Source organism: Pseudidiomarina terrestris, assembly GCF_030466405.1.
GTDB lineage: Bacteria > Pseudomonadota > Gammaproteobacteria > Enterobacterales > Alteromonadaceae > Pseudidiomarina > Pseudidiomarina terrestris.
In genome coordinates, this window is sequence record NZ_JAGGJF010000001.1 from 757,150 (window position 1) to 783,388 (window position 26,239).

25 protein-coding genes are annotated in these 26,239 nt (G+C 52.4%); 10 read left to right on the forward strand and 15 right to left on the reverse strand.

Annotated elements, in window-relative coordinates:
- Positions 1-29 precede the first annotated feature (29 nt).
- Entirely contained in the window at positions 30-854 is an 825-nt protein-coding gene (gene cysE / locus J6J34_RS03485) for a serine O-acetyltransferase (protein WP_301720969.1), read from the reverse strand.
- 176 nt (positions 855-1,030) lie between these two features.
- Here cysE and J6J34_RS03490 point away from each other — a divergent pair, with 176 nt between their 5' ends.
- A complete protein-coding gene (locus J6J34_RS03490; RefSeq protein WP_301721094.1) occupies positions 1,031-2,329 on the forward strand; it encodes a metal-dependent hydrolase family protein in 1,299 nt (432 codons plus the stop codon).
- Here the strand turns inward: J6J34_RS03490 and J6J34_RS03495 are convergent.
- The 3 genes from J6J34_RS03495 to J6J34_RS03505 form a co-directional block, all read right to left on the reverse strand.
- Complete coding sequence (locus tag J6J34_RS03495) at positions 2,322-2,780, reverse strand: DUF2489 domain-containing protein (RefSeq protein WP_301720968.1); 459 nt, start codon at positions 2,778-2,780, stop codon at positions 2,322-2,324. The two genes, J6J34_RS03490 and J6J34_RS03495, sit on opposite strands and share 8 nt — an antisense overlap.
- Positions 2,773-3,243 (reverse strand): Der GTPase-activating protein YihI, encoded by a 471-nt coding sequence (gene yihI / locus J6J34_RS03500; protein ID WP_301720967.1) that lies wholly within the window; start codon positions 3,241-3,243, stop codon positions 2,773-2,775. Before yihI ends, J6J34_RS03495 begins: the two co-directional genes overlap by 8 nt.
- A 532-nt stretch (positions 3,244-3,775) precedes the next feature.
- Entirely contained in the window at positions 3,776-4,402 is a 627-nt protein-coding gene (locus J6J34_RS03505; protein WP_301720966.1) for a c-type cytochrome, read from the reverse strand.
- A gap of 113 nt (positions 4,403-4,515) precedes the next feature.
- Here J6J34_RS03505 and yihA point away from each other — a divergent pair, with 113 nt between their 5' ends.
- Together yihA and J6J34_RS03515 are read left to right on the forward strand one after the other, a co-directional pair.
- Positions 4,516-5,166: a ribosome biogenesis GTP-binding protein YihA/YsxC gene (gene yihA / locus J6J34_RS03510; protein ID WP_301720965.1), complete on the forward strand. Its 651-nt coding sequence runs from the start codon at positions 4,516-4,518 to the stop codon at positions 5,164-5,166.
- Positions 5,156-6,058, forward strand: coding sequence for a DMT family transporter (locus J6J34_RS03515; protein WP_301720964.1), 903 nt, complete (start codon positions 5,156-5,158; stop codon positions 6,056-6,058). The genes yihA and J6J34_RS03515 overlap by 11 nt, the downstream gene beginning before the upstream one ends.
- Positions 6,059-6,251: 193 nt before the next feature.
- Here J6J34_RS03515 and polA read toward each other — a convergent pair whose 3' ends face one another.
- Positions 6,252-9,029 carry a DNA polymerase I gene (gene polA / locus J6J34_RS03520; RefSeq protein ID WP_301836750.1) on the reverse strand — a complete coding sequence of 926 codons (2,778 nt, stop codon included), beginning with the start codon at positions 9,027-9,029 and terminating at the stop codon, positions 6,252-6,254.
- Between the two features lie 570 nt (positions 9,030-9,599).
- Between polA and J6J34_RS03525 the strand changes: the two genes are divergently transcribed.
- The gene (locus J6J34_RS03525; RefSeq protein WP_301720961.1) at positions 9,600-9,851 is read left to right on the forward strand and encodes a hypothetical protein; all 252 of its coding nucleotides are present in this window, start codon (positions 9,600-9,602) and stop codon (positions 9,849-9,851) included.
- A gap of 17 nt (positions 9,852-9,868) precedes the next feature.
- On the opposite strand, the gene aroE is transcribed toward J6J34_RS03525, so the two are convergent.
- Positions 9,869-10,702 carry a shikimate dehydrogenase gene (gene aroE, locus J6J34_RS03530; RefSeq protein WP_301720960.1) on the reverse strand — a complete coding sequence of 278 codons (834 nt, stop codon included), beginning with the start codon at positions 10,700-10,702 and terminating at the stop codon, positions 9,869-9,871.
- Here aroE and J6J34_RS03535 point away from each other — a divergent pair.
- Positions 10,701-11,117: a group II truncated hemoglobin gene (locus tag J6J34_RS03535; protein WP_301898498.1), complete on the forward strand. Its 417-nt coding sequence runs from the start codon at positions 10,701-10,703 to the stop codon at positions 11,115-11,117. The genes aroE and J6J34_RS03535 overlap by 2 nt on opposite strands.
- Here J6J34_RS03535 and hemF read toward each other — a convergent pair.
- The 6 genes from hemF to J6J34_RS03565 are packed head-to-tail and all read right to left on the reverse strand — an operon-like array spanning position 11,114 to position 15,650.
- A complete protein-coding gene (gene hemF / locus J6J34_RS03540; protein ID WP_301720957.1) occupies positions 11,114-12,031 on the reverse strand; it encodes an oxygen-dependent coproporphyrinogen oxidase in 918 nt (305 codons plus the stop codon). The two genes, J6J34_RS03535 and hemF, sit on opposite strands and share 4 nt — an antisense overlap.
- 1 nt (position 12,032) lies before the next feature.
- Positions 12,033-12,584, reverse strand: coding sequence for an L-threonylcarbamoyladenylate synthase type 1 TsaC (gene tsaC / locus J6J34_RS03545; protein ID WP_301898499.1), 552 nt, complete (start codon positions 12,582-12,584; stop codon positions 12,033-12,035).
- A gap of 18 nt (positions 12,585-12,602) precedes the next feature.
- Positions 12,603-12,998 carry a DNA topoisomerase family protein gene (locus tag J6J34_RS03550; RefSeq protein ID WP_301720955.1) on the reverse strand — a complete coding sequence of 132 codons (396 nt, stop codon included), beginning with the start codon at positions 12,996-12,998 and terminating at the stop codon, positions 12,603-12,605.
- Entirely contained in the window at positions 12,999-13,472 is a 474-nt protein-coding gene (locus J6J34_RS03555) for a DUF494 family protein (RefSeq protein WP_301720953.1), read from the reverse strand.
- A 2-nt stretch (positions 13,473-13,474) separates the two neighbouring features.
- A complete protein-coding gene (gene dprA / locus J6J34_RS03560; RefSeq protein WP_301774996.1) occupies positions 13,475-14,506 on the reverse strand; it encodes a DNA-processing protein DprA in 1,032 nt (343 codons plus the stop codon).
- Positions 14,507-14,537: 31 nt separating this feature from the next.
- Positions 14,538-15,650: a LysM peptidoglycan-binding domain-containing protein gene (locus tag J6J34_RS03565; protein ID WP_301720951.1), complete on the reverse strand. Its 1,113-nt coding sequence runs from the start codon at positions 15,648-15,650 to the stop codon at positions 14,538-14,540.
- A gap of 81 nt (positions 15,651-15,731) precedes the next feature.
- Between J6J34_RS03565 and def the strand changes: the two genes are divergently transcribed.
- The 4 genes from def to trkA are packed head-to-tail and all read left to right on the forward strand — an operon-like array spanning position 15,732 to position 19,861.
- Positions 15,732-16,238: a peptide deformylase gene (def, locus tag J6J34_RS03570; protein ID WP_301774995.1), complete on the forward strand. Its 507-nt coding sequence runs from the start codon at positions 15,732-15,734 to the stop codon at positions 16,236-16,238.
- Complete coding sequence (gene fmt, locus J6J34_RS03575) at positions 16,238-17,191, forward strand: methionyl-tRNA formyltransferase (protein ID WP_301898500.1); 954 nt, start codon at positions 16,238-16,240, stop codon at positions 17,189-17,191. Before def ends, fmt begins: the two co-directional genes overlap by 1 nt.
- Positions 17,184-18,488 carry a 16S rRNA (cytosine(967)-C(5))-methyltransferase RsmB gene (gene rsmB / locus J6J34_RS03580; RefSeq protein WP_301898501.1) on the forward strand — a complete coding sequence of 435 codons (1,305 nt, stop codon included), beginning with the start codon at positions 17,184-17,186 and terminating at the stop codon, positions 18,486-18,488. Before fmt ends, rsmB begins: the two co-directional genes overlap by 8 nt.
- The gene (trkA, locus tag J6J34_RS03585) at positions 18,485-19,861 is read left to right on the forward strand and encodes a Trk system potassium transporter TrkA (RefSeq protein ID WP_301720947.1); all 1,377 of its coding nucleotides are present in this window, start codon (positions 18,485-18,487) and stop codon (positions 19,859-19,861) included. The genes rsmB and trkA overlap by 4 nt, the downstream gene beginning before the upstream one ends.
- Here the strand turns inward: trkA and J6J34_RS03590 are convergent.
- Genes J6J34_RS03590 through J6J34_RS03600 form a run of 3 tightly spaced genes read right to left on the reverse strand, consistent with a single transcriptional unit; the run spans position 19,858 to position 23,923 of the window.
- Positions 19,858-21,309, reverse strand: coding sequence for a TrkH family potassium uptake protein (locus tag J6J34_RS03590; protein WP_301774992.1), 1,452 nt, complete (start codon positions 21,307-21,309; stop codon positions 19,858-19,860). The two genes, trkA and J6J34_RS03590, sit on opposite strands and share 4 nt — an antisense overlap.
- Complete coding sequence (locus J6J34_RS03595; protein ID WP_301898502.1) at positions 21,300-21,932, reverse strand: YigZ family protein; 633 nt, start codon at positions 21,930-21,932, stop codon at positions 21,300-21,302. Before J6J34_RS03595 ends, J6J34_RS03590 begins: the two co-directional genes overlap by 10 nt.
- Before the next feature lie 5 nt (positions 21,933-21,937).
- The gene (locus J6J34_RS03600; protein WP_301898503.1) at positions 21,938-23,923 is read right to left on the reverse strand and encodes a transglycosylase SLT domain-containing protein; all 1,986 of its coding nucleotides are present in this window, start codon (positions 23,921-23,923) and stop codon (positions 21,938-21,940) included.
- 167 nt (positions 23,924-24,090) lie between these two features.
- Here J6J34_RS03600 and fadB point away from each other — a divergent pair, with 167 nt between their 5' ends.
- Positions 24,091-26,232 (forward strand): fatty acid oxidation complex subunit alpha FadB, encoded by a 2,142-nt coding sequence (gene fadB, locus J6J34_RS03605; protein ID WP_301898504.1) that lies wholly within the window; start codon positions 24,091-24,093, stop codon positions 26,230-26,232.
- Positions 26,233-26,239 lie beyond the last annotated feature (7 nt).

Below are 26,239 nucleotides of genomic sequence, written 5' to 3' on the forward strand. Positions count from 1 at the left end.
CCCTCGCGTTGGTTTACTTTACCGGTTGCTCAGTCCTTTGAGGTAGACTCCTCTTGCTGCGGTGCATCTTCCTGTTTGCGGCGTTGAGCAGCCTCCTGCTCAGCGCTGAGGAAATCCACGTCATCCACCTGCACTTCCGGGAGCTCCCCACAGACACTGCCGCCTAGTTGATTCACCGCACTACATAAATCACTGACTTTTTTATCCAGTACCTGAACATGATCAAGCATGCGGCCAATAGCGGTCGCGACCGGGTCTGGGTTATCCGCAGAAATAGCATATGCATCAAAGCCATATTGCTTGGCCATGGCCGCCCGCCGTTTGCTCACTTCAGCATTTTCCGGGGAGCGAGCGACTCGTGCGGGTATGCCCACCACTGTCGTTTCATCCGGAACGTCTTTAACTACGACCGCGTTTGAGCCAATTCGTGCGTTTTTTCCAACAGTGAGCGGACCCAAAAGTTTCGCGCCAGCACCAATCACAACACCATCGCGAAGGGTTGGATGCCGTTTGCCCTGCTCCCAGCTTGTGCCACCGAGCGTCACGCCATGGTAAATGGTCACATCATCGCCGATCTCAGCTGTTTCACCAATGACCACACCCATGCCATGATCGATGAAAAATCTGTGACCAATTTTTGCACCAGGGTGAATTTCTATCCCCGTGAACCAGCGCGCAAGGGTCGACAAAAAACGCGCCAGCCAGAAACAGCGCCATGTCCACAGCCGATGATTCATCCGATGCCACCAGATCGCATGTAAGCCGGGATAGGTCGTCAGGACCTCAAACCAGTTACGAGCCGCAGGGTCGCGGGTGTAGACGCTATTGATGTCTTCGCGTAAACGTTTAAACATGAAACTTCAATCCAGATTGATGCGTGTATCGTGACTAGTATATCAATTTCCCACGGCTTGCGTTAATTGCGCTGGTTTCTGCGACACCTGAGCCTGCTATTGCTTGATTTAGCAGCAATGCAGGGCGTAAGGTGGAGGTGTATCCAGACAACCAAGCAGAGGACCCTATGGCTCGAATAAAAAAATCCATGATAGTAACGACATTGAGTACCGGTATTTTGCTGGCAATGAGTGCAGCTCAGGCAGAAACACTGATTTATGCGGGTCAGCTTATTGACGGCACCGGCGCAGCGGCGCAGAGCAACAAAACCATCGTGGTCGATAACGGCCGCATTACTAGCATTGTGGACGGCTTCCAGAAGGCTGATAGCGACGATACGGTGATTGACCGCCGCAATGGTACCGTGATGCCCGGCTTTATTGACATGCATACGCACCTGACCTCACAGCTGGCCCCGGGTAGCTATATTCATAAATTTACCAAAAGCGCCCCAGATGTCACCCTCGATGCCGTAACCTTTGCCAATAAAACGCTCATGGCCGGTTTTACCACCGTGCGCGACCTGGGCGACTCTTATAATGCAAGTATTGCCTTACGCGACGCGATCGCGGCCGGTAAGGTTGCCGGTCCACGCGTGTTCACAGCAGGTAAATCGATCGCCACGACCGGCGGCCATGCTGACCCGACCAATGGTGCCAGAGAAGGCCTCTACCCCAGCCCAACTCCAGCTGACGGCGTTATTAATGGCCCCTATGAAGCTCGTGAAGCGGTTCGCGCACGTTATCAGGACGGTTCTGACCTGATTAAACTGACGGTCACCGGCGGTGTTCTTAGCGTGGCTAAAAGCGGTCAGAACCCACAGTTCATGATGGACGAAATTGAAGGTATCGTGGAAACGGCTCGTGATTACGGAATGAAAGTCACGGTGCACGCGCACGGTAAAGAAGGAATGCTTCGCGCTATTGCCGCAGGAGTCGATTCAATTGAGCATGGTACTTACATGGATGAAGAAGTGATGGACGCAATGAAAGCCAAAGGCGTCTATTACGTACCCACCATCACCGCTGGCAAGTCTGTTGCGGAACGTGCCGAAATACCCGGTTTTTTCCCAGCCTTGGTGCAGCCTAAAGCAAAAGCTATTGGTCCGAAGATCCAAAGCACCTTTGCCGCGGCTTACAAAGCAGGCGTCAATATTGCCTTTGGAACCGATGCCGGTGTCTTTGATCATGGCGAGAACTATCGCGAGTTCGGTTACATGGTAGAAGCTGGCATGCCACCACTGGAAGCCATCAAAGCCGCAACTCACGAAGCTGCGACCTTACTGGGTCAGATTGATGACTTTGGTACGCTGAGTGTAGGCAAGCGGGCCGACATCGTTGCCGTTCAGGGTGACCCGCTGGAAAACATTAATGTCCTTGCCGAAATTGACCTTGTCATAAAAGACGGAGTTGTGGTGAAGAACAGCCCTAACTAAAGTCTTTTAATAACTGGCGGACGTCAGCTAGGATGGCGTCTTCCAGTTCTTTCTCATAACCTTCCCGCTCGTCATCATATTTGCGAATCTCGGCCTTAGGGTACTTCTTCCGGGCTTCATGCGTCGGCATATGTTTAATCCGCTCATACATGGTGTGCAAGCCTTCGTAGCGTTCTGCGTAATCAGGCTTGCCTGGATCGACCCTTAAGTCCAACAATACCACTAAGCGCAGCGCGCCTTCTGATAACGGGCACTGACCCTGATCCATAGACTTGGCAATGGTAACAATGCTTTCGTACAACCGCTCATTACGCTTCTCAATGGCTTGGTCGCGACGCTTATTCTGCGCCTGTAAACGGCTCAACAAACGCCCGGCAACAAACGCCAGCACAGCCACAATAAGAACCGCTGCAATCAGAATTAGCCATGCCCACAGAGGTATATCACTCATTATCGTCCTCCCAATCCTCGTCATCATCCAAAGCAATGCCTAATTGCTCGGCAAGTTGCTCGAAACGCTCTGTGCGTTCGTCAACATAAGCTTCTTCGGCGACGGTCAGGTCTTCGCCTTGCTCCATACGCTCGAGTAACGACTGTAGTTTGGTATCTTGCTCGAGCGCTTGCAGTTCAGCGTGAGCCGCCGCGCTATCAAAGCTTGGTGTTGTGCTTACGGGGGTTGGCGCTTGCGAGTTCACAAGTTGAATAGGTTTTTTACTGCCGAGTCGCGGATCTGTTGCCGGAGCGGTCGAACCGCTGTGTCTGGCTTTGTCTTGAGCCACGTTAAATCGCGAACCAGGTTTCTGACCCTTGCCTTTGTGCTTGCTGGCCTCGTGGGCTTTGCGCTGTACGTCAGCCTTGGGCGTTTTTGCCGCAGCCAAAGGGCCAGTCTTACGAGTCTTCTTTTTGCGCGTCATAGCTTGAACTCAATTTCCATTAAGAGAGATGACGCTTAGTTTACCTGAGTATGGCGGGAAATAAAAAGGCGATGCCGAAGCATCGCCTAGTGTATTCTCTCTTTGTCACACAGCGCACGTGCGATTTATGAGAACGGTTGTCAAATTCATCCATGTTATCAATTATAACTTCCGTGAGTATTTTTATTATTATTGTTATTTTTTCGCGCAATAACCAAGCTTTGCTTTTATTATTATTTGCTAGGTTAGCAAGGCCTCCTGGCCTATTCTTATTCCCTGGATTAAATCGATAAGTTGATTTCTCAACCCCTTGGGTGTCGCTTCCGCAGCGGGTTCCCTTAATCTGGAATGGCATTCAGACTACTGAATCGAGATTTTTTATCAATGATTTTTATGATCTAAAAAACCGCTTTCTTATTCCCTTTGGTTTTATAGCTTGGTTTTTAAAGGCTTTCTCTGTATTTCCTATAACATAAAAATAAAAAAGCAGCGTTTGAACGCTGCTTTTTTCGCCATTCCGAAGTCTGTTTTTTTAATACAACCCGGAGATGTATTGCGACAGAAGCTCGATGTCTTCATCCGTCAGCTTACTTGCAACGTCGCGCATCATGCCGTTCATATCGTTGGCACGCTCACCACTGCGGAACATTTCCAGCTGCGTGATGAGATAAGCGGTATGTTGTCCGGAGATATCGGGAAAGGTCGCTAAGCCCATGCCATCACCGCGTGGACCATGACAGGCAACGCAAGCCGCAATCTTACGTTCTTCGTCACCACCCATGTAAAAAGCTTGACCGGCTTCGACAACGTCTTCTGGTGCGGTACCCTGCATCGGGTCCTGACTGGCGAAGTACGCCGCCAGATCGGCGATGTCCTGATCATTCAATGCCGCCACTTGTCCTTGCATAATGGCATTAGCGCGCCCTTCTTCACCGCCGGTTTCAGCAGCAAGTTTATAGTCGTGCAATTGCTTAGCGATATAGGATGCATGCTGGCCATTGAGCTTAGGGTACATATCAGATGGCGAGCTGCCTGTTGGACCGTGGCAGGCTGCACAGACTTGTGACTTCGCCTTACCGGCTTCAGCGTCGCCCGTGGCGGCGAAAGTAACGCCAGTTAACCCAAGGTACAACCCAACGAACAATGCGAGTTTTTTCATGATCGATTTCTCTGCTCTGGATGTAGTTACAGACGCTATTTTACACAAAACTTCTAAGGATTAAACGCCTAATCGTGATAGGATACGCATTCCTTCGAAGCATCAAAGACATCATGGAATCTACAACCCTTAACTTTCAGCCCACGGTGTTCATCACCAGCGCTCCAGATATTCGCCAGTTACCCGAAGACACGGGTGTCGAAATTGCGTTCGCCGGCCGCTCTAATGCCGGTAAGTCCAGTGCGCTTAATACCCTGACGCGACAGCGCAACCTTGCCCGCACGAGTAAGACTCCGGGCCGGACGCAGCTGATTAATGTGTTTGAGGTATTACCAGGGAAACGCTTAATCGACTTGCCTGGCTACGGCTATGCGAAAGTACCTCTGCCTGTAAAAGAAAAATGGCAACTGGCGCTCAGTGAGTATTTGCAAAAGCGCGAATCCCTCCGCGGGCTGGTGCTACTGATGGACATCCGTCATCCTTATCGCGATGTTGACCAGGATCTGCTGCATTGGGCAACAGACTGTGAGATCCCCGTGTTAGTGCTGCTTACCAAAGCCGATAAATTAAAGCCCGGTCCGCGTAAGTCGACACTATTAAAAGCGCGCGAAGCCGCGATGGTGTTTGGCGGCGACGTGACCGTAGAAATGTTTTCCTCATTAACCAAGATCGGTCTACCTGAAGCTGAAAAGAAGCTTACGGAGTGGTTGACCCGCGATACAGAGGAAGATATCGAGCAAGATACTGAGCAAGATGCAGACTGAGACGCCGCCCCTCAAAGCTTGGTTATTATTAGGTTTACTCGCACTGATTTGGGGCAGCTCGTTTTTGCTGATTAAAAAGGGATTGCTCGGCTTCAGCCCTGATCAACTCGCAGCGATCCGTATTGCTTCAGCAGGTTTTGTCCTGCTCCCGTTTATTCTGCGCCGTTTTAAAACTGTGCGTCCCCATCATTGGCTGAAACTCATCTGTGTGGGTCTGGTGGGGAGCTTCATCCCAGCCTTTTTGTTTGCCTTTGCACAAACGGAACTTCCTTCCGGAGTCACTGGTGTACTCAATACCTTTACCCCGTTAGCAACCTTAATCATCGGCGTACTGATCTTTCGCCAGCCCTCGCGCCTGCAACAATGGGTGGGCGTAGTGATTGGTTTACTGGGCACGATTTTATTGATCACCGCTTCCGCGTCTGGCGAGCTTGAGTTCAACCGCTATGCGTTGCTTATTATCGCTGCAACCATCTGCTACGGGCTGAATCTGAACCTTATCAAGCATCATATTCCCGATCTGGGTGCGCTTACTATTACCGGTGTCTCGCTGTTCTTGGTGGCGCCTCCTGCACTCACCTATTTAGTGCTGGCGACGCCCTTTGTCAGTCAGGTCGCAGAGCCTGAATTATGGTTTCCATTGAGTGCCATCCTGGTGCTGGGAATTGTCGGTACCGCCATGGCGCTGATTATTTTCAATACTGTGGTGAAACTCACCGATACTACCTTCACCAGTTCAGTCACTTACCTGATCCCTATTGTCGCTCTGATACTTGGCATCATTGATGGCGAACCCTTCTTCATCCAGCAGGGTATCGGTATGGCGGCAATTTTATCCGGTGTATGGATCGCCAACCGACGTAAGCGGCAACCGCTCAATTATCAGCGTTAGCGCCAGCAAGACTTGAGGCCAGAAAAGAAAAAACCCGGCACAAGGCCGGGTAAAAAACTTACAATCCAGGGAGAGAACATCTCTGAAAGGACTTCGCAAACGGAGCCATAATCTCTCGTTTAATGCGCCTTTCAATAATTCTGACTTACCCTTATTCAAATAGTTCAAAAAAAATTTTAATTGTCCTAATTTTTTAATGTGCCTCATCCCAATTGTCGCCAACACCTGCTTCGGCAATTAAAGGAACATCAAGCTTCACGGCATCTTCCATGATATTGACCAGCTCTTTCTGCAGCTGTTCAATATGGTCCTGATGAACTTCAAAGACCAGTTCATCGTGTACCTGCATGATCATCCACGCCTGCTTGTCTGAAACCTCACGCTGCATGTAATCAGCGACTTTGATCATCGCATACTTAATAATATCTGCGGCGGTGCCTTGCATCGGAGCATTGATTGCAGCGCGCTCTGCAGCCTTACGCCGGGCACCATTTTGTGCGCGAATCTCCGGCAGGTGCAGACGACGCCCAAACAAGGTTTCAACGTAGCCATCTCGTTTGGCTTGCTCGCGAGTCTCTTCCATGTACCTCTGTACTCCCGGGAAGCGCTCAAAATACTTGTCCATGTAGTCTTGTGCCTCGTGCCGCGGGATATCCAGCTGCCGCGCCAGGCCAAAGGCTGACATACCATAGATCAGGCCAAAGTTTACCGCTTTGGCACGGCGTCTTTGTTCACTGGAGACCTCTTCTAAAGACACACCAAAGACCTCAGATGCCGTTGCCTTGTGGATGTCGCGGCCTTTCGAGAACGCTTCGACAAGATTTTTATCCTGGGACAAGTGCGCCATTATGCGCAGCTCAATCTGGCTGTAATCGATAGCCATAATCCGATAACCCTCAGGTGCAGTGAAGGCTTTGCGAACACGTCGCCCCGCTTCAGTCCTGATCGGGATATTCTGCAGGTTGGGGTCACTTGAGGATAACCGCCCAGTGGCCGTAACGGCCTGATGATAGGACGTGTGAATACGATGGGTGCGCGGATTCACCATTTTCGGCAGCTTATCGGTGTAGGTTGACTTCAATTTGCTAAGCCCACGATGACGCATAATCACATCCGGCAGCGGGTAGTCCAGAGCCAGCTCCTGCAATACTTCTTCTGCAGTCGATGGGGCGCCCTTCGGAGTCTTTTTACGAATGGGTAATTCCAGCTTCTCAAACAAAATTGTTTGTAACTGCTTGGGCGAGCCAAGATTAAACTCCTCGCCAGCTATAATGTAAGCTTGTTCTTCCAGTTTGGCGAGCTCAAGCGCAATTTCGTTACTCTGTTTGGCCAGTAACTGTGCGTCAATTTGCACGCCGCGCTGCTCCATATCGACCAGGATGGGAACCAAAGGTAACTCGATCTCCGTTAACACCTTCAACAGCGACGGAACCTCGCCGACAGCAGCCCACAACTTATCATGCAAGCGCAAGGTCACATCGGCGTCTTCTGCTGCGTAAGGCGCTGCTTCTTCCAGACCGATCTGATTAAACGTGAGCTGTTTTGCGCCCTTCCCGGCGATATCCTGGAAGGCAACTGGGCGGTGGCCAAGATATTGCAAACTAAGGCTATCCATATCGTGGCGTGAAGCGACACTGTTATAGACATAAGAGGCAAGCATGGTGTCATCTTTGATACCGGCAAGCCGAATGTCGTAACGGCGGAGAATATGCGCATCGTATTTAAGATTCTGTCCGATTTTCCCGATCTTCTCGCTCTCTAATAGTGGCTTCAGGGCGCTGAGTACATGCTCACGCTGCAGCTGCTCTGGTGCCCCCGGGTAGTCATGGGCCACGGGCACGTAAGCCGCCTCACCGGCCGCTATCGCAAAGGAAACACCAACAAGCTCTGCTTCCATGTAGTTCAGACTGGTTGTTTCCGTATCAAACGCAAAAGCGTCGGCGTTCTTTAAGCGCTCAAGCCATTGCTCAAAGTCCTCAGCCGCGGTAATCACCTGGTAGTTATCCGCAGACAGCGCTGTTTCGGCGGCTGCCGGTGGTGCTTTTCCTGCCGCCTGCTCGGTGACAGCGCCCTCTTGCAGCACCTCGTCAAGCCAGCGCCGGAACTCACACTCTTTATAAAGACGAATGAGCTCTTCGCGATCCGCATCTTTAATTTCCAGCAGTTCAGGCTTAATGCCGTCGAGGTCCACGTCTAATTTGATGGTCGCCAGCTCTTTGGAAAGCCGCAATATGTCCTCGTGCTCACGCAGTTTTGCAGGCATTGTTTTGGCGCCCCGAAAAGAAAGCTCTGCCAGGGCGTCCGGATCCTCGTACATAGCATCGATTGAGCCTACCCCCTGTAGCATTGCCAACGCGGTCTTCTCGCCAACTTTTGGCAGGCCCGGGATGTTGTCTGAGCTATCGCCCATCAACGCCAGATAATCGATGATTTGTTGCGGTTGTACGCCGTACTTCTCGACCACCCCTTCCTCGTTGAGTAAGGTATCCGTCATGGTGTTGATCAGCATCACATGTTCGTTGACCAGCTGTGCCATGTCCTTATCACCGGTGCTGATCAGGGTAAACCGCCCCTGATCGCCAGCCTGCTGCGCCAGGGTACCGATGACATCATCGGCTTCCACATTATCAATACACAAAAGCGGTAGTCCCAACGCCTTAACGATTGCGTGCAACGGCGCGATCTGAGTCCGTAAATCATCCGGCATCGGCGGACGGTTGGCCTTGTAGGCGTCGTACATATCGTTACGGAATGTCTTACCCTTCGCATCAAACACCACCGCCATGTGCGAGGGCTGGTACTTTTTGATTAAGCTGCGCAGCATGTTGACCACGCCATAAATCGCACCCGTCGGTTCGCCGGCGGAATTGGTCAGGTGTGGAGGAGCATAAAAAGCACGAAAAAGATAAGACGAGCCATCCACCAGAATGAATGGATTCTCGGGGACTTGCGGTGGGTTAGTTGCTGCCATACTGTCGGTCACGCCGTCGTTTTGAATGATGTGCTAAGAATGCCACAGGGCGCGGAATCAAGCCAGCATCAGCACGGACGGTCTATGTGGGTATGCTGTGGATAAGTCTGTTGACAATAATCTATCCTGCCACGGAAAGACACTTAGGTCCTGTAGCAACGATCACGTAACACTTTGAAAAACAAGGAATTTAACTTCTCACCATTCCCTGACAGCTTTGTTTTTTTATGTTGTGTCAGTTGTGGAAACTGATCTGTATCTCTGATCCAGTTGCAAGAAGATTGCGTAGAAGAATCATGTGCCACTTACGTATCTGAGATAGGATTCGGTCAAATTTTCAACCGAGAAATAAGACTACCATAAAGTAATCTTATTACCAGCAGCGTATTCTTTTTTTTTAGATTCTTTTGAGTCGATCTCGGACGACCATTAGATCAATTGGTAATCAAAAAATAGTGGTTGATGTTTTCTATATAGATCGTCATATTAGGTTTTGTATAACCGACATCCATTGAACACTTGCACAGCCATTAAATAGCTATGGACACACAGACCATGAATATTAATGACATGAGTTCAGTAACAAAGCGGACGCCAGAACGTCGGCGCGGTGCTTTTGAGCCTACGCAGTGGTGGGAACGCCTCTCCATGGACCAAAAGTTCGGTGTCTATCAGCTGAGCAAGTTTGGTTTTGAGCTTGCCTTCATCCGCAACCTGGCTGACGCCGGTCCCCTCGCTGTTGTGCGACGCCAACGTGATTACGCGACCGTAAATCACGCCGGTGAAGTCAACATGAAACCGCAGATCACGATTCGCGACTAGGCGGTCGCTGCCGCTGCTTAGCGTAGTCCTTTTCTCAGTGCATCCAGCACCGGCTCTGTCGACGGTTGTAACCCATCGTGCCAAAGCGCAAAGGACAAAGCGGCCTGCTCCACTAACATCCCTAATCCATCAGCGACCTGTACTGCTCCACCTTTTCTTGCCTGTTGTAAAAATGGCGTCGTCTGCGCCGCATACATCATGTCGTAAACCAAATTCGCATTGGCAAACCAGTGCGGATGGATCGGTAGTTCCGCACCCTGTAACGATGCCGACGTCGCATTGATAACAAGCCACTGTGAACCTTTAAAGACGTCCGTCGGAGGTCGCTCAAGTTCGGCGAAATCAAGAATTTCCAAGCCTTCAAAAACCGTCGTTAGGGGTTGCACCCGGTCGCGGCTACGATTACTTATGACGACTTCACAACCAAGTTCCTGCAAGGGTTCTATCACGCTGCGCGCGGCCCCGCCGCCGCCAATAACCAGCACCCGGGCCGCAGGCGTTTTTTGTTGGGTTAGCCGTTGCAGATCACGGCAAAGACCCAGACCATCGGTGGTGTCGCCGGCAAGTTGGCCAAGACCAAGCGGGATAAGAGTATTGACCGAGGCTGCACGCTCCGCCCGCGGAGTAAGATGGGTCACCAGTGCCGCCGCGCTTTCTTTAAAAGGCACGGTGACGTTAGCGCCCGCTCCACCGTGGCGAAAAAACTTTGCCACTGCCGCGGCAAAAGTCGCAGACGATGATAAACTGCGGCTGTACGTCAGCGCTAACCCGAATTGCTCAGCAAAAAGCTGATGAATCTTCGGTGATACACTGTGCGCTATTGGATTTCCAAATACCGTGAACTGAGTCATGTTGTCTTTTCTTAAATCAAAAAGTAGCAATGAAACGCCGCCTTCCCTTTATCAGCAGCTTGGCGGAGAACAAGGCGTTCGGGCCATCGCCGAACATTTTTATGATGTCATGGAAAGCGACCCGCGGGCAAAGGAATTGTTGGCCTTGCATGCCCAGCCGTTAACTGGGATTCGCCAAAAGTTTTTTGAATTCCTGAGCGGCTGGCTCGGTGGACCGCAATTGTTTACCGAAAAGTATGGTCATCCACGCTTGCGCGCCCGCCATTTACCTTTCAAGATTGACGTGCGCATGCGTGATCAATGGTTACTTTGCATGTATCAGGTGCTGGACGAGCAGGTTCATGACGAGCTGCTCCACATGCAGCTAAAGCAACGTTTCACGGCTTTAGCGCATCATATGATCAACACCGATTAAAGCTCGTTTAACCAGTCGCGCGGCCGCAAATAATCACTGTACAGGCGCGCTTCAGGCGTACCGGGTTCGGGTTGATAACCGTACTCCCAACGTACTAACGGCGGCATCGACATCAAGATGGACTCGGTGCGCCCGCCGGTTTGCAGGCCAAACAAGGTGCCGCGGTCCCAAACCAGATTGAATTCCACGTAACGGCCCCGGCGGTACAGCTGAAACTCGCGCTCACGCTCGCCGTAAGGCGTGGTTTTACGTCGTTCGATAATCGGTAAGTACGCATCAAGGTAGGCGTCGCCAACGGCGCGCATAATCGCGAAGCTCTCCGCAAAGCTGCGGTCATTCAGATCGTCAAAGAATAGCCCGCCAACACCTCGCGTTTCATCACGGTGCTTGAGCCAAAAGTAGTCATCGCACCAGGCCTTAAACTTTGGATAAAGTTCTTTGCCGAAAGGATCTAACGCCGCTTTCGCCACCTGGTGCCAGTGTTTAATATCTTCGTCAAAGGGATAAAACGGCGTGAGGTCGAAACCTCCCCCAAACCACCAGACCGGGTCCGCGCCTTCTTTCTCAGCAATAAAAAACCGCACATTGGCATGGCTGGTCGGAATATAGGGATTTCGCGGATGCATCACCAGTGACACCCCGCACGCATTAAAGTTACGTCCGGCAAGTTCCGGACGGTGCGCGGTTGCAGAAGCCGGCATTTGTTCACCAAAAACATGCGAGAAACCTACGCCACCCTGCTCCAGCACCTGCCCGTCGCGCAGCACCCGGGAGCGACCGCCACCGCCACCTTCCCGCTGCCATTCCTCTTCGGCAAACACCGCACCGCCATCGGCTTCTTCTAATGCCTCAGAAATACGGTCCTGCAATTGTTTCAGGTAATGAATAACTTCGTCTAAAGATTGATGACTCATACTAAGCTCGGAAAACCTCTTGGGTGAGTGGATCAATAATCTTTGATGGGCTGCCTGCGCGACCGATTTCGGCATCCATCACCCAGCCAAGCTGGTCACCAAAAACAGCTTCTACTTCTGCTGCGCTGGTCAATGAGGGCTGTCCGGCGAGATTTGCGCTGGTCGATACAATGGCGCTGCCTAAGGCTTTGCATAGCTGCCGGGTCGGCTCATGAGCGGTAACCCGAACCGCGATCTGCGGGCGCCCGCCCGTCAGCCACTCAGGTGTTTCCGGGGCTGCCGGCAGTAATAAAGTGATATGACCGGGCCAGCTCGAAAATACCGTGAAACGTTTATCCTGAGGAATCTTAGAATCTGCGACAAAGCGTACGAGCTGGCTGTAATCAGCGGCGACCAGAATCAGTCCCTTATTCAGCGGGCGCTGCTTTAATGTCAGCAGCTTCTTCACTGCCGCTTCATTGCGGGGGTCGCAACCCAGTCCGAACACAGCCTCGGTCGGGTACGCGAGTAACTCACCTTGTGCAAAAGCATCTCGTGCTGCTTGCCAGTTCATGCCGGAATCCTCTGTCCATTAACGGATCTTTGATTTGTAGTCACACTCACTATTGCCACAAATATACCGCTCGCCTGCGGTCGTTTTCTTACGCAGCAAGATCGGATATGCACAGTCTGGACAAGATTCTGCCACAGGTGGCAACGGAACGGAAAACTTACAATCAGGAAAATGGTCACAGGCATAAAAGGAATGACCAAAGCGGCTGGTTTTCTGAACAAGTTTGCCCGTGCCACACTCCGGACAGCTTACATCGGTGCCCGGATCGAAATCAGCGGAGGTCATATAATCACAATCGGGGTAGCCGCTGCAGCCAACAAAGAGACCAAAACGCCCCTTTTTCAACTGCAGCTCTTTCTGGCATCGGGGGCAAGGTACGCCCAATGATTGCGGTTCAAGAAAGTTGTCGGTCATTTAATGCAGCAGACCTTCTGGTTCCTCGAACAATAACCCTTCCATCTGATTGTAGGCATCTTCACACCCAGGTACGTTAAACAGCACCATAAGTACAACCCACTTCAGATCATCGAGTGTTACTTCCGGCATATCGAGTTCCATAACGCGGTCCATGACCATTTCGCGAGTCGCGAAATCGAGCACGCCAAGATTCTCGAGATACATCAGAAAGCCGCGGCTCGCACAATCTAACCGTGCCGTTTCTTCCGCTGTGAACACCCGTGTCGTTCTTTCGTGAGAACGGTTCAGATAGGGCTTAGCCTGGCTGTCCTGGAGATCGGCCAAACGTTCAAGCCATGCCAGCGCCTTATGAATCTCTTGCTGGCGGAAACCCGCTCGCGTGAGTTCATCAGTGAGCTCGTCATGGTTTACCTCTACCTCAACATCCGAATGGATGAAGTTCTCGAACAGATACATGAGGATATCAAACATCTTTAGCGCCTCCCCACTTTTATGTAACCACCGGCGACTGAAGCCACTCGCCCCTCTAATTCTAATAACACCAACTGCTCGGAAACCACAGCGACCGGTAGTCCGCTGCGCGCTACGATAGTGTCTATCGATGTAGCCTCATTGCCCACATTAGCCAACAATCCGGGGTTTGCCAAGCTTCGCCCATATTTATTTTCCGGCTCATTTTCAGAAGTTGGGGCTTGTCGTTTAAAATTCAACTCGTTACAAACATCGTCTACGCACGTCACTAAGGCCGCGCCCTGTTGCAATATGCGCAGGTTACCGGTCATGCCCTCATCCCAAATCGAACCGGGAATCGCCATGAGGGACCGGTTTTGCTCGAGCGCAAGGCGCGCTGTGGATAAGGTCCCACTACGCAGCTGCGCTTCGATCACCAGCACGCCTTTTGCTAGGCCACTTAGGATACGGTTGCGCCTGGGAAAGTGATCACGCCGGGCGGTGGTGCCGGGAACAAATTCAGAGACCAGCACGCCGCCTTGCTCGATACGTTGTTGTAATTGCCGGTGCTGCCTTGGAAAAACCTTATCAGGTCCGGTGCCGAGCACGGCTAAGGTGGGGCCGACCGATAGCGCTGCCTCGTGCGCAGCGCGGTCTATTCCTTGCGCCATGCCGCTACTGACCAGTAGCCCTGCGCGAGTTAAATGCTCAGCCAAAAACCGCGCCGTATGCTGCGCGGGAGGGCTGCCCTTTCTACTGCCGATCACCGCGACCTGCGGAGCATTCAGAAGTTGACTATTGCCAGCGCAAAACAGAACTAAAGGTGGCTGCGAGATACCCCGCAGCTGGTCTGGATAATCTGCTTCAAACCAATGGATGACGCGCCGCTGTCCTTGACTTAACCAGTGTTCGGTAAGCTCTAGATCCTGGGCGCTCGCTGCTTGATTTGCCAATAGTTTAGAAGCTGCAGAAAAACTGCTGCATTGTTGAGCCTGGCGTCGTGGGTGGCCGGTCAGCCGCGCCAGCGCCAGCACTTCTGTTAAAGAGGGTTGCATCGCACATCCTTGTGCCGGAATTAGGTGTTAACTATCGGTCAGAGGCCAGCTGTAGCGGCATAAAGTACACGCCCACTTCGAACCACTCATGCGCGTCCACTACGATGGCCATACTCATCTCCGAATAGGTCTTGATCACCAGCAGCTCTGAGGTCGCCCGCGGCGGCAACCGCTGCGTGTCGCGCCATTTGCGCGAAATATCATCATAAGGTTTGTAAAGGTTTGCGGCTTCTGGCTTCAGCCCCTCGGTGAAGACATCCACTCCCGGGCGTAGCGCCTGGAACATCTGACCGACAGCGACACCATGCATGCTGCCCTTATCAAGCACGACAATATCGTACTTACCATGTTTCTCTGCATCACCCAGCGAGCCAACCACAAAGCCGTCTACGGGTGCGCCTGAACTGGCAACGATAATCTCCGGCAGTTTGGTTTCCTGTGGCGGCAACACCACATCGCCCCTACGGATCTCCCGCTTGGGTTTAATTAAATCACCCTCAATTGTGTCTGCGTGCTGGTAGGTAACACGTACCCCCGCCACATCGCGCAGCAAGAAAGAGTTTCCGATCTCATCTACCGGCGTGAAGACGCGGTATTTTTCATTTAGCTCGACCGCGCCATCAATATAAACTGGCGCCATGCCATTGATCCGGGGAGCTCCGCGATTGTCGCCCAGAATGCGCGGCATGCCAGCGAGCTCAGTCGCACTGACAATATGATGACCATCAATAAAGGGCGCCAGCGCTGCTCGATCGAAAGTCGGTACCGGATTACCTTTTGCCGCTAACACGCCCTCCGGCGTTAGCGACTTGAATTCTTTTCGGCTAAGTTGAGGTCGGCCGTTCACCCAGGATAAATAAAGTCGGTCACCAGGATAAATGAGATGTGGGTTTTCAATATCATCATTCAAGCGCCAGAGTTCCGGCCAATGCCATGGATCGTTTAAAAACAGCGCAGAGATATCCCATAATGTGTCGCCTTTCTTCACAACATATTCGCGCGGTGCATCTTCACGCAATTGAATCACATCCCCGCTGGTCATCGAAGTCGCTGACGTCTCATTTTGCAGCGGCGCAGATGCCGTTGCTGAAGGGATAAGCAAAAAACCGATGACCGCAATCGCTTGGTATCGCCAGGTAGCCATGTGGAGCTCCATTGTAAACTCGTGTTTTCATCCCCAAATTACGTTAAAATTGGCAAAGATGAAACTAACGAATGACGAGTTATGACTAATTTAACTATTTTAAAATATCCAGACGAGCGTTTACGCACCGTCGCAGAACCCATTATTAGTGTAGATGATAGTTTGCGCGAAACAATCGACGCGATGTTCGAAACTATGTACGACTCTAATGGTGTAGGCCTTGCCGCGACACAAGTCAATGTTCATAAACGACTTTTTATTTCGGATTGTAGTGAAGATCAGAATGAACCTCTGGTCTTTATCAATCCGGAGATTACAGAAAAAGATGGCTTGTTCGCAAATGAGGAGGGCTGCCTGTCCTTCCCTGGCGTGTACGCGAAGGTCGAACGTGCGGAAAAAATAACGGTGACTGCGCTCGATCGCAACGGTGAGACCTTTACCATGAACGCGGAAGGTTTGCTGGCGATCTGCATTCAACACGAGATTGATCATCTGAACGGCAAGCTGTTCGTTGATTACTTATCGCCGTTAAAGCGTGACCGTATTCGCAAGAAGCTTGAGAAAGAAGCACGCCTGGGCGCTGTTTAATGCGTATTATTTTTGCGGGGACCCCTGAGTTTGCGGCCGGCCATCTCACTGCTCTGCTCGACAGCAAGGCACACGAGGTGGTGGCGGTTTATACTCAGCCGGACCGCCCTGCCGGTCGGGGTAAGAAGCTGCAAGCCAGTGCCGTCAAGCAAGTCGCCATGGCCCATAACATCCCTGTCGAGCAGCCGTTATCGCTGAAGGACCCGGATGCCCAGGCGCAGTTAGCCAGTTATCACGCAGACGTGATGGTGGTGGTCGCCTACGGCTTGATTTTACCTGCAGCGGTGTTGCGTATTCCGCAGTTTGGCTGCATCAATGTGCACGGCTCATTGCTGCCACGCTGGCGCGGTGCGGCACCTATTCAACGTGCGCTCTGGGCTGGCGACAATCACACCGGTGTAGCCATCATGCAAATGGAAGCCGGTCTCGACACCGGGCCGGTTTTGCTCAGTAAAGAACTACCCATTACCGCAGATGACACCTCGGCATCGCTTTATCACAAGCTTGCCGAACTCGGACCTGAAGCTTTATTGGAAACCTTAAAAGATTTACCCGCTTGCTTAAGTAAAGCGCAAAATCAGGACGAAACTCAGGTCACCTATGCACATAAACTCAGTAAAGAAGAAGCGGAGCTGGACTGGCAGGTACCCGCAGTTGCGCTGGAACGCTGGATCCGCGCTTTTAATCCTTGGCCAATGGCTTGGTTTGCCACAGCTGGGGGACCGGTTAAGGTGTGGCAGGCACACGTCGTGAACGGCGACCCCAAGGCAGAACCCGGTACCGTGGTTGCAGCGGACAAACAAGGCATCGTCATTCAAACAGGTGAACAAGCGTTGGCAATTACCCAGTTGCAACCACCGGGCAAAAAAGCCATGGCGGCCGGTGACTTTTTAAATGGCCGGGCGGATTGGTTACCACCCGGCGCTAAGCTGCAGGGACCCGCACATGAGTAAAGGTGCAAACTCGCGCGCCGCAGCCGCAAAAGTACTGGCACAGGTACTTGAACATGGGCGCTCAATGTCACAGGCGCTGCCCGAACATACTGGTAATCTCGAATCGCGAGACCGCGCCATGGTGCAATCATTGTGTTTTGGCGTACTCCGTAACCTGCCTCTTTTAAACGCAGCCCTCGCAAGATTTCTGGACAAGCCTTTAAAGAAAGACCTGTTCATTCTGCACTACCTGCTGTTAGTGGGCGCTTACCAACTTCTGTTTATGGGCACCTCGGATCACGCTGCCGTTTCAGCCACCGTTGACGCCACCGAGCTGCTGAAAAAACGCCGTCAGAAAGGACTCATCAACGCTGTCTTGCGTAATCTACAACGGCAACGGCAGTCCCTCTGGAACGCACTTAATGATGACCCGGAGTTACGACACGGTCACCCGCGCTGGCTTGCCGACACGATCCGGGCGGCTTACCCGGAGCAAGCTGAGGCGATCTTTGCGGCTAATAATGTTCAGGCGCCCATGTGGCTGAGGGTGAACACGCAACAAATCAGCGTCGCTGAATTCCGCCAGGCACTTGAGGATTATGACCCTGAGCTCCTGCAGCCGGAGTCCATACCTGCATTGCCCACAGCCTTAAAGTTACAAAAAGCGGTCGATGTTCGTCAGCTGCCCGGCTTTGCCGACGGCTGGTTTTCGGTGCAGGATTGCTCGGCCCAGTACGCTGCGTATTTGCTTGCTCCCCAGCCCGGACAACGAGTACTCGATTGCTGCGCTGCACCAGGCGGTAAAACGGCGCATATTCTCGAACAGTCACCCTCGGCTACCGTGCATGCCCTGGACGTAGATGCCGAGCGCCTGCAGCGGGTCGAAGAAAATCTGACGCGACTGAAGCACAGTGCGCAGATCCTTACCGGCGATGCGGCACGTCCCGAGCAATGGTGGGATGGTGAACTGTACGATCGAATCCTGCTCGATGCGCCCTGCTCAGCAACCGGCGTCATCCGCCGCCATCCGGATATTAAATGGTTACGCCGTGCCAAAGATATTAGTGCGCTGGCGCAGACTCAAGCGGCATTGCTCGATGCCCTCTGGCCATTATTACGCCCCGGTGGTAGGTTAGTTTATGCAACCTGCTCTATAGTATCTGAAGAAAATTCGGAGCAGGTGAAAGCTTTTTGTCAGCGCCAGCACGATGCCCTGCCAATTCCTACAGCGCCCGACGGGGCGACCAGCTGGCAGCGGCTGCCTGGGGAACAGGATGGCGACGGCTTCTTTTACGCAATTGTGGAAAAGCAACAATGAAAATAGTGATTCTGGGCGGTGGCCAAGTGGGTGGTACGCTCGCCGAAAACCTGGTCGGTGAAGACAATGACATTACCATTGTCGATACCGACATGGCTCGCTTAGGAGAACTCTCGGACCGCAACGACATTCGTACGGTACAAGGTCATGGTGCGCATCCAAGAGTTCTGCGCAACGCGGGCTGCGAAGACGCTGACATGCTCATCGCAGTTACGCCAAGTGACGAAACCAATATGATGGCATGCCAAATTGCCTATACCCTGTTCCGTACGCCGAAACGTATTGCCCGGATCCGTTCCGAAGAATACATCGATTTCAAAGACCAGCTGTTCCATAAAGATGATGTTCCCGTTGACCATACCATCTCTCCAGAGCAACAGGTAACGCACTACATAAAACGGCTGGTCGATTACCCTGGCGCCCTGCAGGTGATGGAGTTCGCCGGCGGCCGCGCCAGCCTGGTTGCGGTCAAAGCCTATTATGGCGGTAAGCTGGTGGGGCATGCGATTTCCTCACTGAAAGAACACATGCCGAACGTTGAAACCCGGGTGGCAGCTATTTTCCGTCAGGGCAAACCTATCCGTCCCATGGGTACCACCATTATTGAAGCCGGCGACGAAGTTTTCTTCATCACCGACACTCGTTACGTGCGCATGGTCATGGAAGAAATGCAGAAGCTTGAGCATCAGTATCGCCGCATCATGATTGCCGGCGGTGGTAATATTGGCGCAGGCCTGGCTCGACTGCTGGAAGACAACCACCACGTTAAACTCATCGAACGAAACCCGGCGCGTGGTGAAATTCTCAACGAGAGTCTGCGCCACACCACAATTCTTGAGGGCGACGCCTCAGAGAGCCGGCTGCTGAGTGACGAGCATATTGAAGACGTTGATGTCTTCATTGCCGTCACCAATGACGATGAAGCCAACATCATGTCCGCTATGCTGGCGAAAAAAATGGGTGCCAAGAAAACCATGGTGCTGATCCAGCGCCAGGCCTATGTGGATTTGGTGCAAGATGACGTTATTGATATCGCAATCTCGCCACAACGAGCCACAGTATCTGCGTTACTGTCACTGATCCGCAAAGGCGATATCGTCAATGCCTACTCGCTGCGTAAAGGTGCCGCTGAGGCCATCGAAGCTATCGCTCATGGTGATGAGAAAACCTCAAAAGTGGTGGGTAAATCGATCAGTGAAATCAAGCTGCCGCCGGGTACAACCATTGGCGCGATTGTGCGTGGGCATGAGGTCATGATTGCCCATGATGACACTGTGTTGCACGCTGACGACCATGTCATTCTCTTCTTAGTGGATAAGAAATACGTGCGTGAAGTTGAGCGCCTGTTCCAGCCAAGCGCTCTGTTCTTCTAAGAGCGCCAGAAGGTCGGCGTGAGCAGCACCAGGATGGTAAAAATTTCAAGCCGGCCGAACAACATCGCGATCACCAGCAGCCATTTCGCAGCATCGGGAATGGTCGCGTAGTTTGCAGCGACATCTCCCAGGCCCGGACCCAGATTATTTAAGCAGGCCGCCGTGGCCGAAAAGGCAGTAATATCATCCAATCCGGTCGCCAGTAAGCCCAGCATCACCACCACAAACACCAGAGCATACGCGGCAAAGAAGCCCCATACGGCCTCAACCACACGCTGTGGCAATATGCGGTTACCGAGCTTCACGGTGTAAACCCCCGCCGGATGCACCAAGCGGTTGAGTTCACGTGCCCCTTGCCGGAACAAAAGCACAACCCGCACCACTTTCAAGCCACCTGCGGTTGAGCTTGCGCAACCGCCGATGAAACTGGCAAAAACAAGCAGTAACGGCAGAAATAAAGGCCAGGCGGAGAAGTCTGTGGTGGCAAATCCTGCGGTGGTGCTTATCGATACCGACTGGAACATGGCCTGGTTGAAGGCTGTGCCAGTATCAGCAAACTCTTTATGGACCAGCACAGTAGCAAATACCACCAACAGCAACGCCAGCTGAATGCCAAGAAAGGCTTTCACTTCGGGGTCACGCACGTAACTCATGAGCGAGCGGCCAGTAATGGCCGCATAGTGAATGGCGAAGTTTACCGAGGACAACAACAAGAACACCACACAAATGGTGTTAATCGTGCTGCTATCGAAGTAGCCCATGCTCGCGTCATAGGTACTGAAGCCCCCCACTGCGATCGTTGAAAACGCATGGCCGATAGCATCAAACCAGTTCATCCCGGCCAAATGATAGGCCGTCGCGCAGGCCGCAGTCAGGGCGACATAGATGTACCACAGGTGCTTAGCGGTATCCGCGATACGCGGTGTCATTTTGGCATCTTTCTGCGGTCCGGGGATTTCGGCGCGGTAGAGCTGCATACCACCGATTCCAAGCATAGGCAGAATTGCCACCGCTAACACGATGATACCCATACCGCCGAGCCACTGCAGCTGTTGACGATAGAATAAAATACTGTGCGGCAGCGTTTCCAGGCCCTGAATGACCGTCGCTCCGGTTGTGGTCAGCCCGGAGAAAGACTCAAATACCGCATCGGTAAATGACAGGGGTAACTCCTGCGCGAACCATAACGGCATCACCCCGACCATGCCCAACACCGTCCAGAACAGGACCGTGAGCAAAAAGCCATCGCGAACCTTCAGGTCAGCATGTTCGTTTCGGTTCGGGTACCAAACCAGAAAACCAATGATCAGGCTAATGGCAAACGCTAAAGTAAATGCGCTGCCCCCACCATCGCCGTAGATCAGGGCAACCACCGCTGGCGGCAGTAAGCTTAAGCTGAATACGCAAATTAACAGCCCCAGAACACGAAGAATTCCTCTTAGGCGCACGAATTATCCCCAGTTTGACATTTTTTTAGTGCAACACGCCCTTGTGTTGCGTTTTTTAAGGCCGTAGCGAGATCTTCAAACAGCTCTTCAGGCAAAGCAATCTGCTGTTCGATAGTTGCCGCAAAATTGTGTTGCTCTGTTATGGCATCGTACTGCGCCAGACAATGCGTGACAACTTTTTGATCTGCATAATCGTAGTGTAAATAGGCAGTTTTGCGCACTATTTTCTGACTTTGCGACGTCATCTTCAATGCCTCCAGAGTCGCCTGCGTATAGGCGCGCTGGAGCCCACCTGTGCCTAACTTGATACCGCCAAAGTAACGCACTACGACCACCGACACCTCGCCCAGTCCACTGTTCAGTAACACTTGCGACATTGGCCGCCCGGCTGTACCGCTGGGCTCGCCATCGTCGCTCATGGCATAACTCTGACTGTGGTCGGGAGCCGCATAGATAGCAGCACTGCAATAATGGTTCGCGCCCGGCCATTGCTGCTGACAAAAGCGAATATGCGCCTGATGCTGGCTCGCAGACGTTACCTGCTGGACCGAGGTAATGAAGCGACTGTGTTTAATCTCAATCTCGTGGGTGCATGGCGCCGCCGGAATCAAATACTGTGTCATAGCCCCTACAAGTCCAGCGCTGCTTTACTAATTTTCATATCCACCAGCTCAGCAAAGCGATTTCGTGTTTCCGTTGGATGCTCGAGAAGCAGGTAGATTTGCTGGTAAGCGAGCACATTTTTTACATAGTCCCGGGTTTCCCGGTAAGGGATGGTCTCAATCCAACGATCAATCGCAATGGGACTGGTCGGAATCCAGTCAATAACCCGGTAGATGCCGCCATTATAAGCTGCGGTAGCCACAACCCAGTTGTCACCGAGACGCCGCTTTAGATCGGCGAGATAGCGCGTACCTAAACGAATGTTGACGCTGGTGTTTTGCAAATCATGGCGGCCATAATCGCGTCGTCCTACATAGCGCGCAGTGCTAGGTAGCAACTGCATCAGGCCGTGCGCGCCGGCGTGGGAATAAGCATCGAAGCGAAACGCACTTTCGCGCCGGGAAATTGCAAAAGCCCAGTCTGGCGCAATACCAGCCGCCTCGGCATTCTCCCGGTGCTCTTGGGCGTAAGCAAGGGGGAAGCGCTGTTCTATAGCACCGAATTCGCCAAGCTGACCCAGTGTATAAATAGCCTGATCATGCCAACCCCACTGTGACGCCAGCACCGCCAACAGTTCTTGTCGGCGCGGCTCAGCGCCCTGCAACAACTGATACCACTCCCTGCGGGCATCGATATAACGCTCAAGCTGTAAGAACTCGTAAGCTCTTTGTACGGCCGGTAGCGCGCGTACCGCTTGTAATTCTTGTGGTAAGTAGCGGATATCCTCTTGCGCCAGTTGCAACGGCAGCTCAAGTTTACTCGCAGCTAAGAAACCGTAGTAACTGCGCTGGTCGGCGATTTGCGCAAAAAAGGTCGCCGCCTGTTGCTGGTCGCCCAGCTCTTCGTAGGCCCGTCCACGCCAGTAGAACCATTGGGCTTTTTCGGTGGCAAGTCCCACTTCTGCAGCAGGATCTTCAAGCAGCGCCTGCCAATCGCCTTCCCGCACCCACTCGGCCAGCTGCCACTGCAAAGTCGCCGCATTATGCTCACGCGGCTCCAGCCGGGCCAGCCAGTCATGCGCCTGGGAGTGATCTTTGGCGCTTAGGGCGACTGCGAAGTTTTGCTCAAGCTCGGTGCGTTGACTCTGGCTCAGAACGATTCCTTCGGGCAAATCTTCGAACGTACGAATAGCAACATCAGGGTCGCGCCAAATCAGCCGGCCCAGCGCGTAGGTAACAATACTGGCAACGCGCTCAGCAGCAGTGCCCTGCTGTCGCGCCAGCTCATCCATTTCACGCACAAGATTCGCCGGATTGCGGCGAACCTGACGGTAACTTTTAATCAATTCGCTGGTAGGCGCTTCCACCAGTCCTGCCAGATACGGTAACAAGGTATGCTTGCCATCTTCGGCCGCTAACTTAGCCCGTTGCCAAACCATTTCATCGGTGCGACGTCCGGCCTGGGCCCACGTCGCCAGCAACGGGTCACAGGCTTTCGGCAAGGATTCTCCGGTCAACCAAAGTTGATCGACGGCGCGCATAACAGCGTCGCGCGGTTGAGTTTCCTGACTCAGTGAGAAACGCCAGAAATAACAACGATGTTCGACCCGTCCCGGATAAATGAAGTCGCGTAAAAAACGTTGCTGTTCATTATTTTGCGCCAGGTAGTCAAGCCAGGGGTAGCGTAGCTGCCAGTCCAGCGGCGTGTTGCTCAGAACCTCAAAAAAGTCCAGCACCCGCTCTTCGTTGGCCACGTAGCCGACTTGCAGTAAGCGCTCCAACTCCAGATAAGGAGTTAAAGGATAGTCGCGCAACTCGTCCAACAGCTGATTGTACTCATTCAGCCGCCCGCGTTTTGCCGCATATTCAGCCTTCACAAACAGCTGCCGTTGCTTTTCGCGTTGTTCGCCCCCATTTAGATCGGGATCATGAATTTTAGGCTCAGCTCGAGTGTCGGTGGAAAGAACCGCTGTAAACAGAAGCACACATACTGTCGTTCGAATTAACCACATAATTTCAAACGCTCGTTTAAATAATCATTGAAAAATTGACCTAATCGGGCCAAACTCTTGTCACTAAACGCTTGTCACAACTTAATGTGTCATAACCTAGTGTCACATCATAGCTGACTACGAATCATACGCTAACCGAACGCAATCTGAAAATCAGGAGACCATATATGATTTATCAGGGTGATAGCATTCGGGTCGAATTTGTCTCTGACGGCATTGCCGAGCTGCAGTTTGCAGCCGCTGGTTCTGTCAACAAATTTGACCAGAAAACCTTGGAAGAATTCAGTCAGGCTTTAGCGAAACTCGCTGAAACCAAAGACCTCAGTGGCGTTATCGTCACCAGTAGCAAGCCTACGTTCATTGTAGGCGCAGACATCACTGAATTCCAAACTCTCTTCGCCGATGTCGAACACACCAAGCAGTGGGTGCATAAAGCATCGCGCGTTTTCGACCAGTTAGAAGACCTGCCCGTACCTACCGTTGCTGCAGTCACTGGCTTTGCTTTAGGTGGCGGGTGTGAAGCAACGCTTGCGTGTGACTACCGGGTTGCAGATACCACAGCCACCATTGGTCTTCCTGAAGTTAAACTGGGTCTGATTCCTGGCTTTGGCGGAACCATGCGCTTACCACGCATTATCGGGCCGGATAACGCCTTGGAGTGGATCACCACAGGTAAGAACAATTCTGCTGTAGATGCGCAGAAAGTTGGCTTGGTAGACGCCGTTGTTGCTCCTGAAAAATTGCGTGATGCGGCTCTGGACATGGTCCAACAAGCCATCGATGGTGATTTAGATTGGCGTGCCAAGCGTCAGCCGAAACTGGATCCATTGCAAGCGAATGACACTGAGCTGACCATGACCATGGTCACGGCAAAAGGTATGGTTGCGGCCAAAGCAGGCAAACACTACCCTGCACCACATGCGGCTATCAAGGCCATTGAAGACGGTGCCCGTAGCCATCGTGAAGAAGCTCTGAATGCAGAGAATGAAGCTTTCGTTGGCCTGACCCAAACCGACGCCTGTCATGCCCAGGTCGGTATTTTCATGGCGGACCAGTTTGTTAAAGGCAAGGCAAAGAAAGCCGCGAAACAGGCCTCTAAAGAGATTAAGACAGCAGCGGTTTTAGGTGCTGGCATCATGGGTGGCGGTATTGCCTATCAATCTGCCTACAAAGGCGTGCCGGTCGTCATGAAAGACATTCGCCAGGAAGCGCTGGATCAAGGTATGGGCGAAGCGAGCAAGATCCTTGGCAAAATGGTCGAACGCGGCAAGATTGACCATAAGAAAATGGCTAAAGTTTTGTCCTCCATCACGCCAACTTTACTTGACGATGCCGTGAAAAATGTCGATATCGTCGTCGAGGCCGTAGTCGAGAACCCAGACGTGAAAGGCAAGGTTCTTGCGCAAATGGAAGATGTCGTCGCTGATGATGCGATTATCGTATCGAACACCTCAACCATTTCCATCGACCGACTGGCGAAAAACCTGAAAGATCCGTCACGCTTCTGCGGCATGCACTTCTTTAACCCGGTGCACAAAATGCCATTGGTAGAAGTCATTCGTGGTGAAAAGACCTCTGATGAAACCGTCGCTGCGGTCGTTGCCTACGCGTCGCGTATGGGTAAAACGGCAATTGTCGTAAATGACTGCCCGGGCTTCCTGGTCAACCGCGTACTCTTCCCGTACCTGGCTGGCTTTGCTGGCATGGTCGATGAAGGTGCTGACTTCGCCGCCATCGATAAGGTGATGGAACGTCAATTCGGCTGGCCCATGGGTCCTGCTTACTTGTCCGATGTCGTTGGTATTGATACTGCCGACCATTGCACCGAAGTCATGGCTCATGGCTTCCCATCACGCATGCCTCGTGACACCAGCAGCGCGATTGCCAAACTTGCCGCCGCCGAGCGCTATGGCCAGAAGAACGGTAAAGGCTTCTACAACTACGGCGTCGACAAAAAAGGCCGCCCAAGCAAAGAAAAAGCCCCAGAGGTTTATGAAATGCTTGGTATTACCGGGAAAGAGTTTAGCGCCGATGAAATCATTCATCGCACTATGGTGCCAATGGTCAACGAGTGTGTACGTTGCCTGGAAGAAGGTATCGTCAGCTCAGCCGCCGAATGCGACATTTCGTTGCTTTACGGTCTTGGCTTCCCACCGTTCCGTGGAGGCCCGTTCCGTTACCTGGAAACATTGGGCTTAGCTAAGTTCGTCGAAATTGCTGACAAATACGCGCATCTGGGTGAGATGTATCAAGTCACCGATGGCCTGCGCGAAATGGCAAAAGCCAATAAATCGTACTTTGCGGGCTAACGGAGGA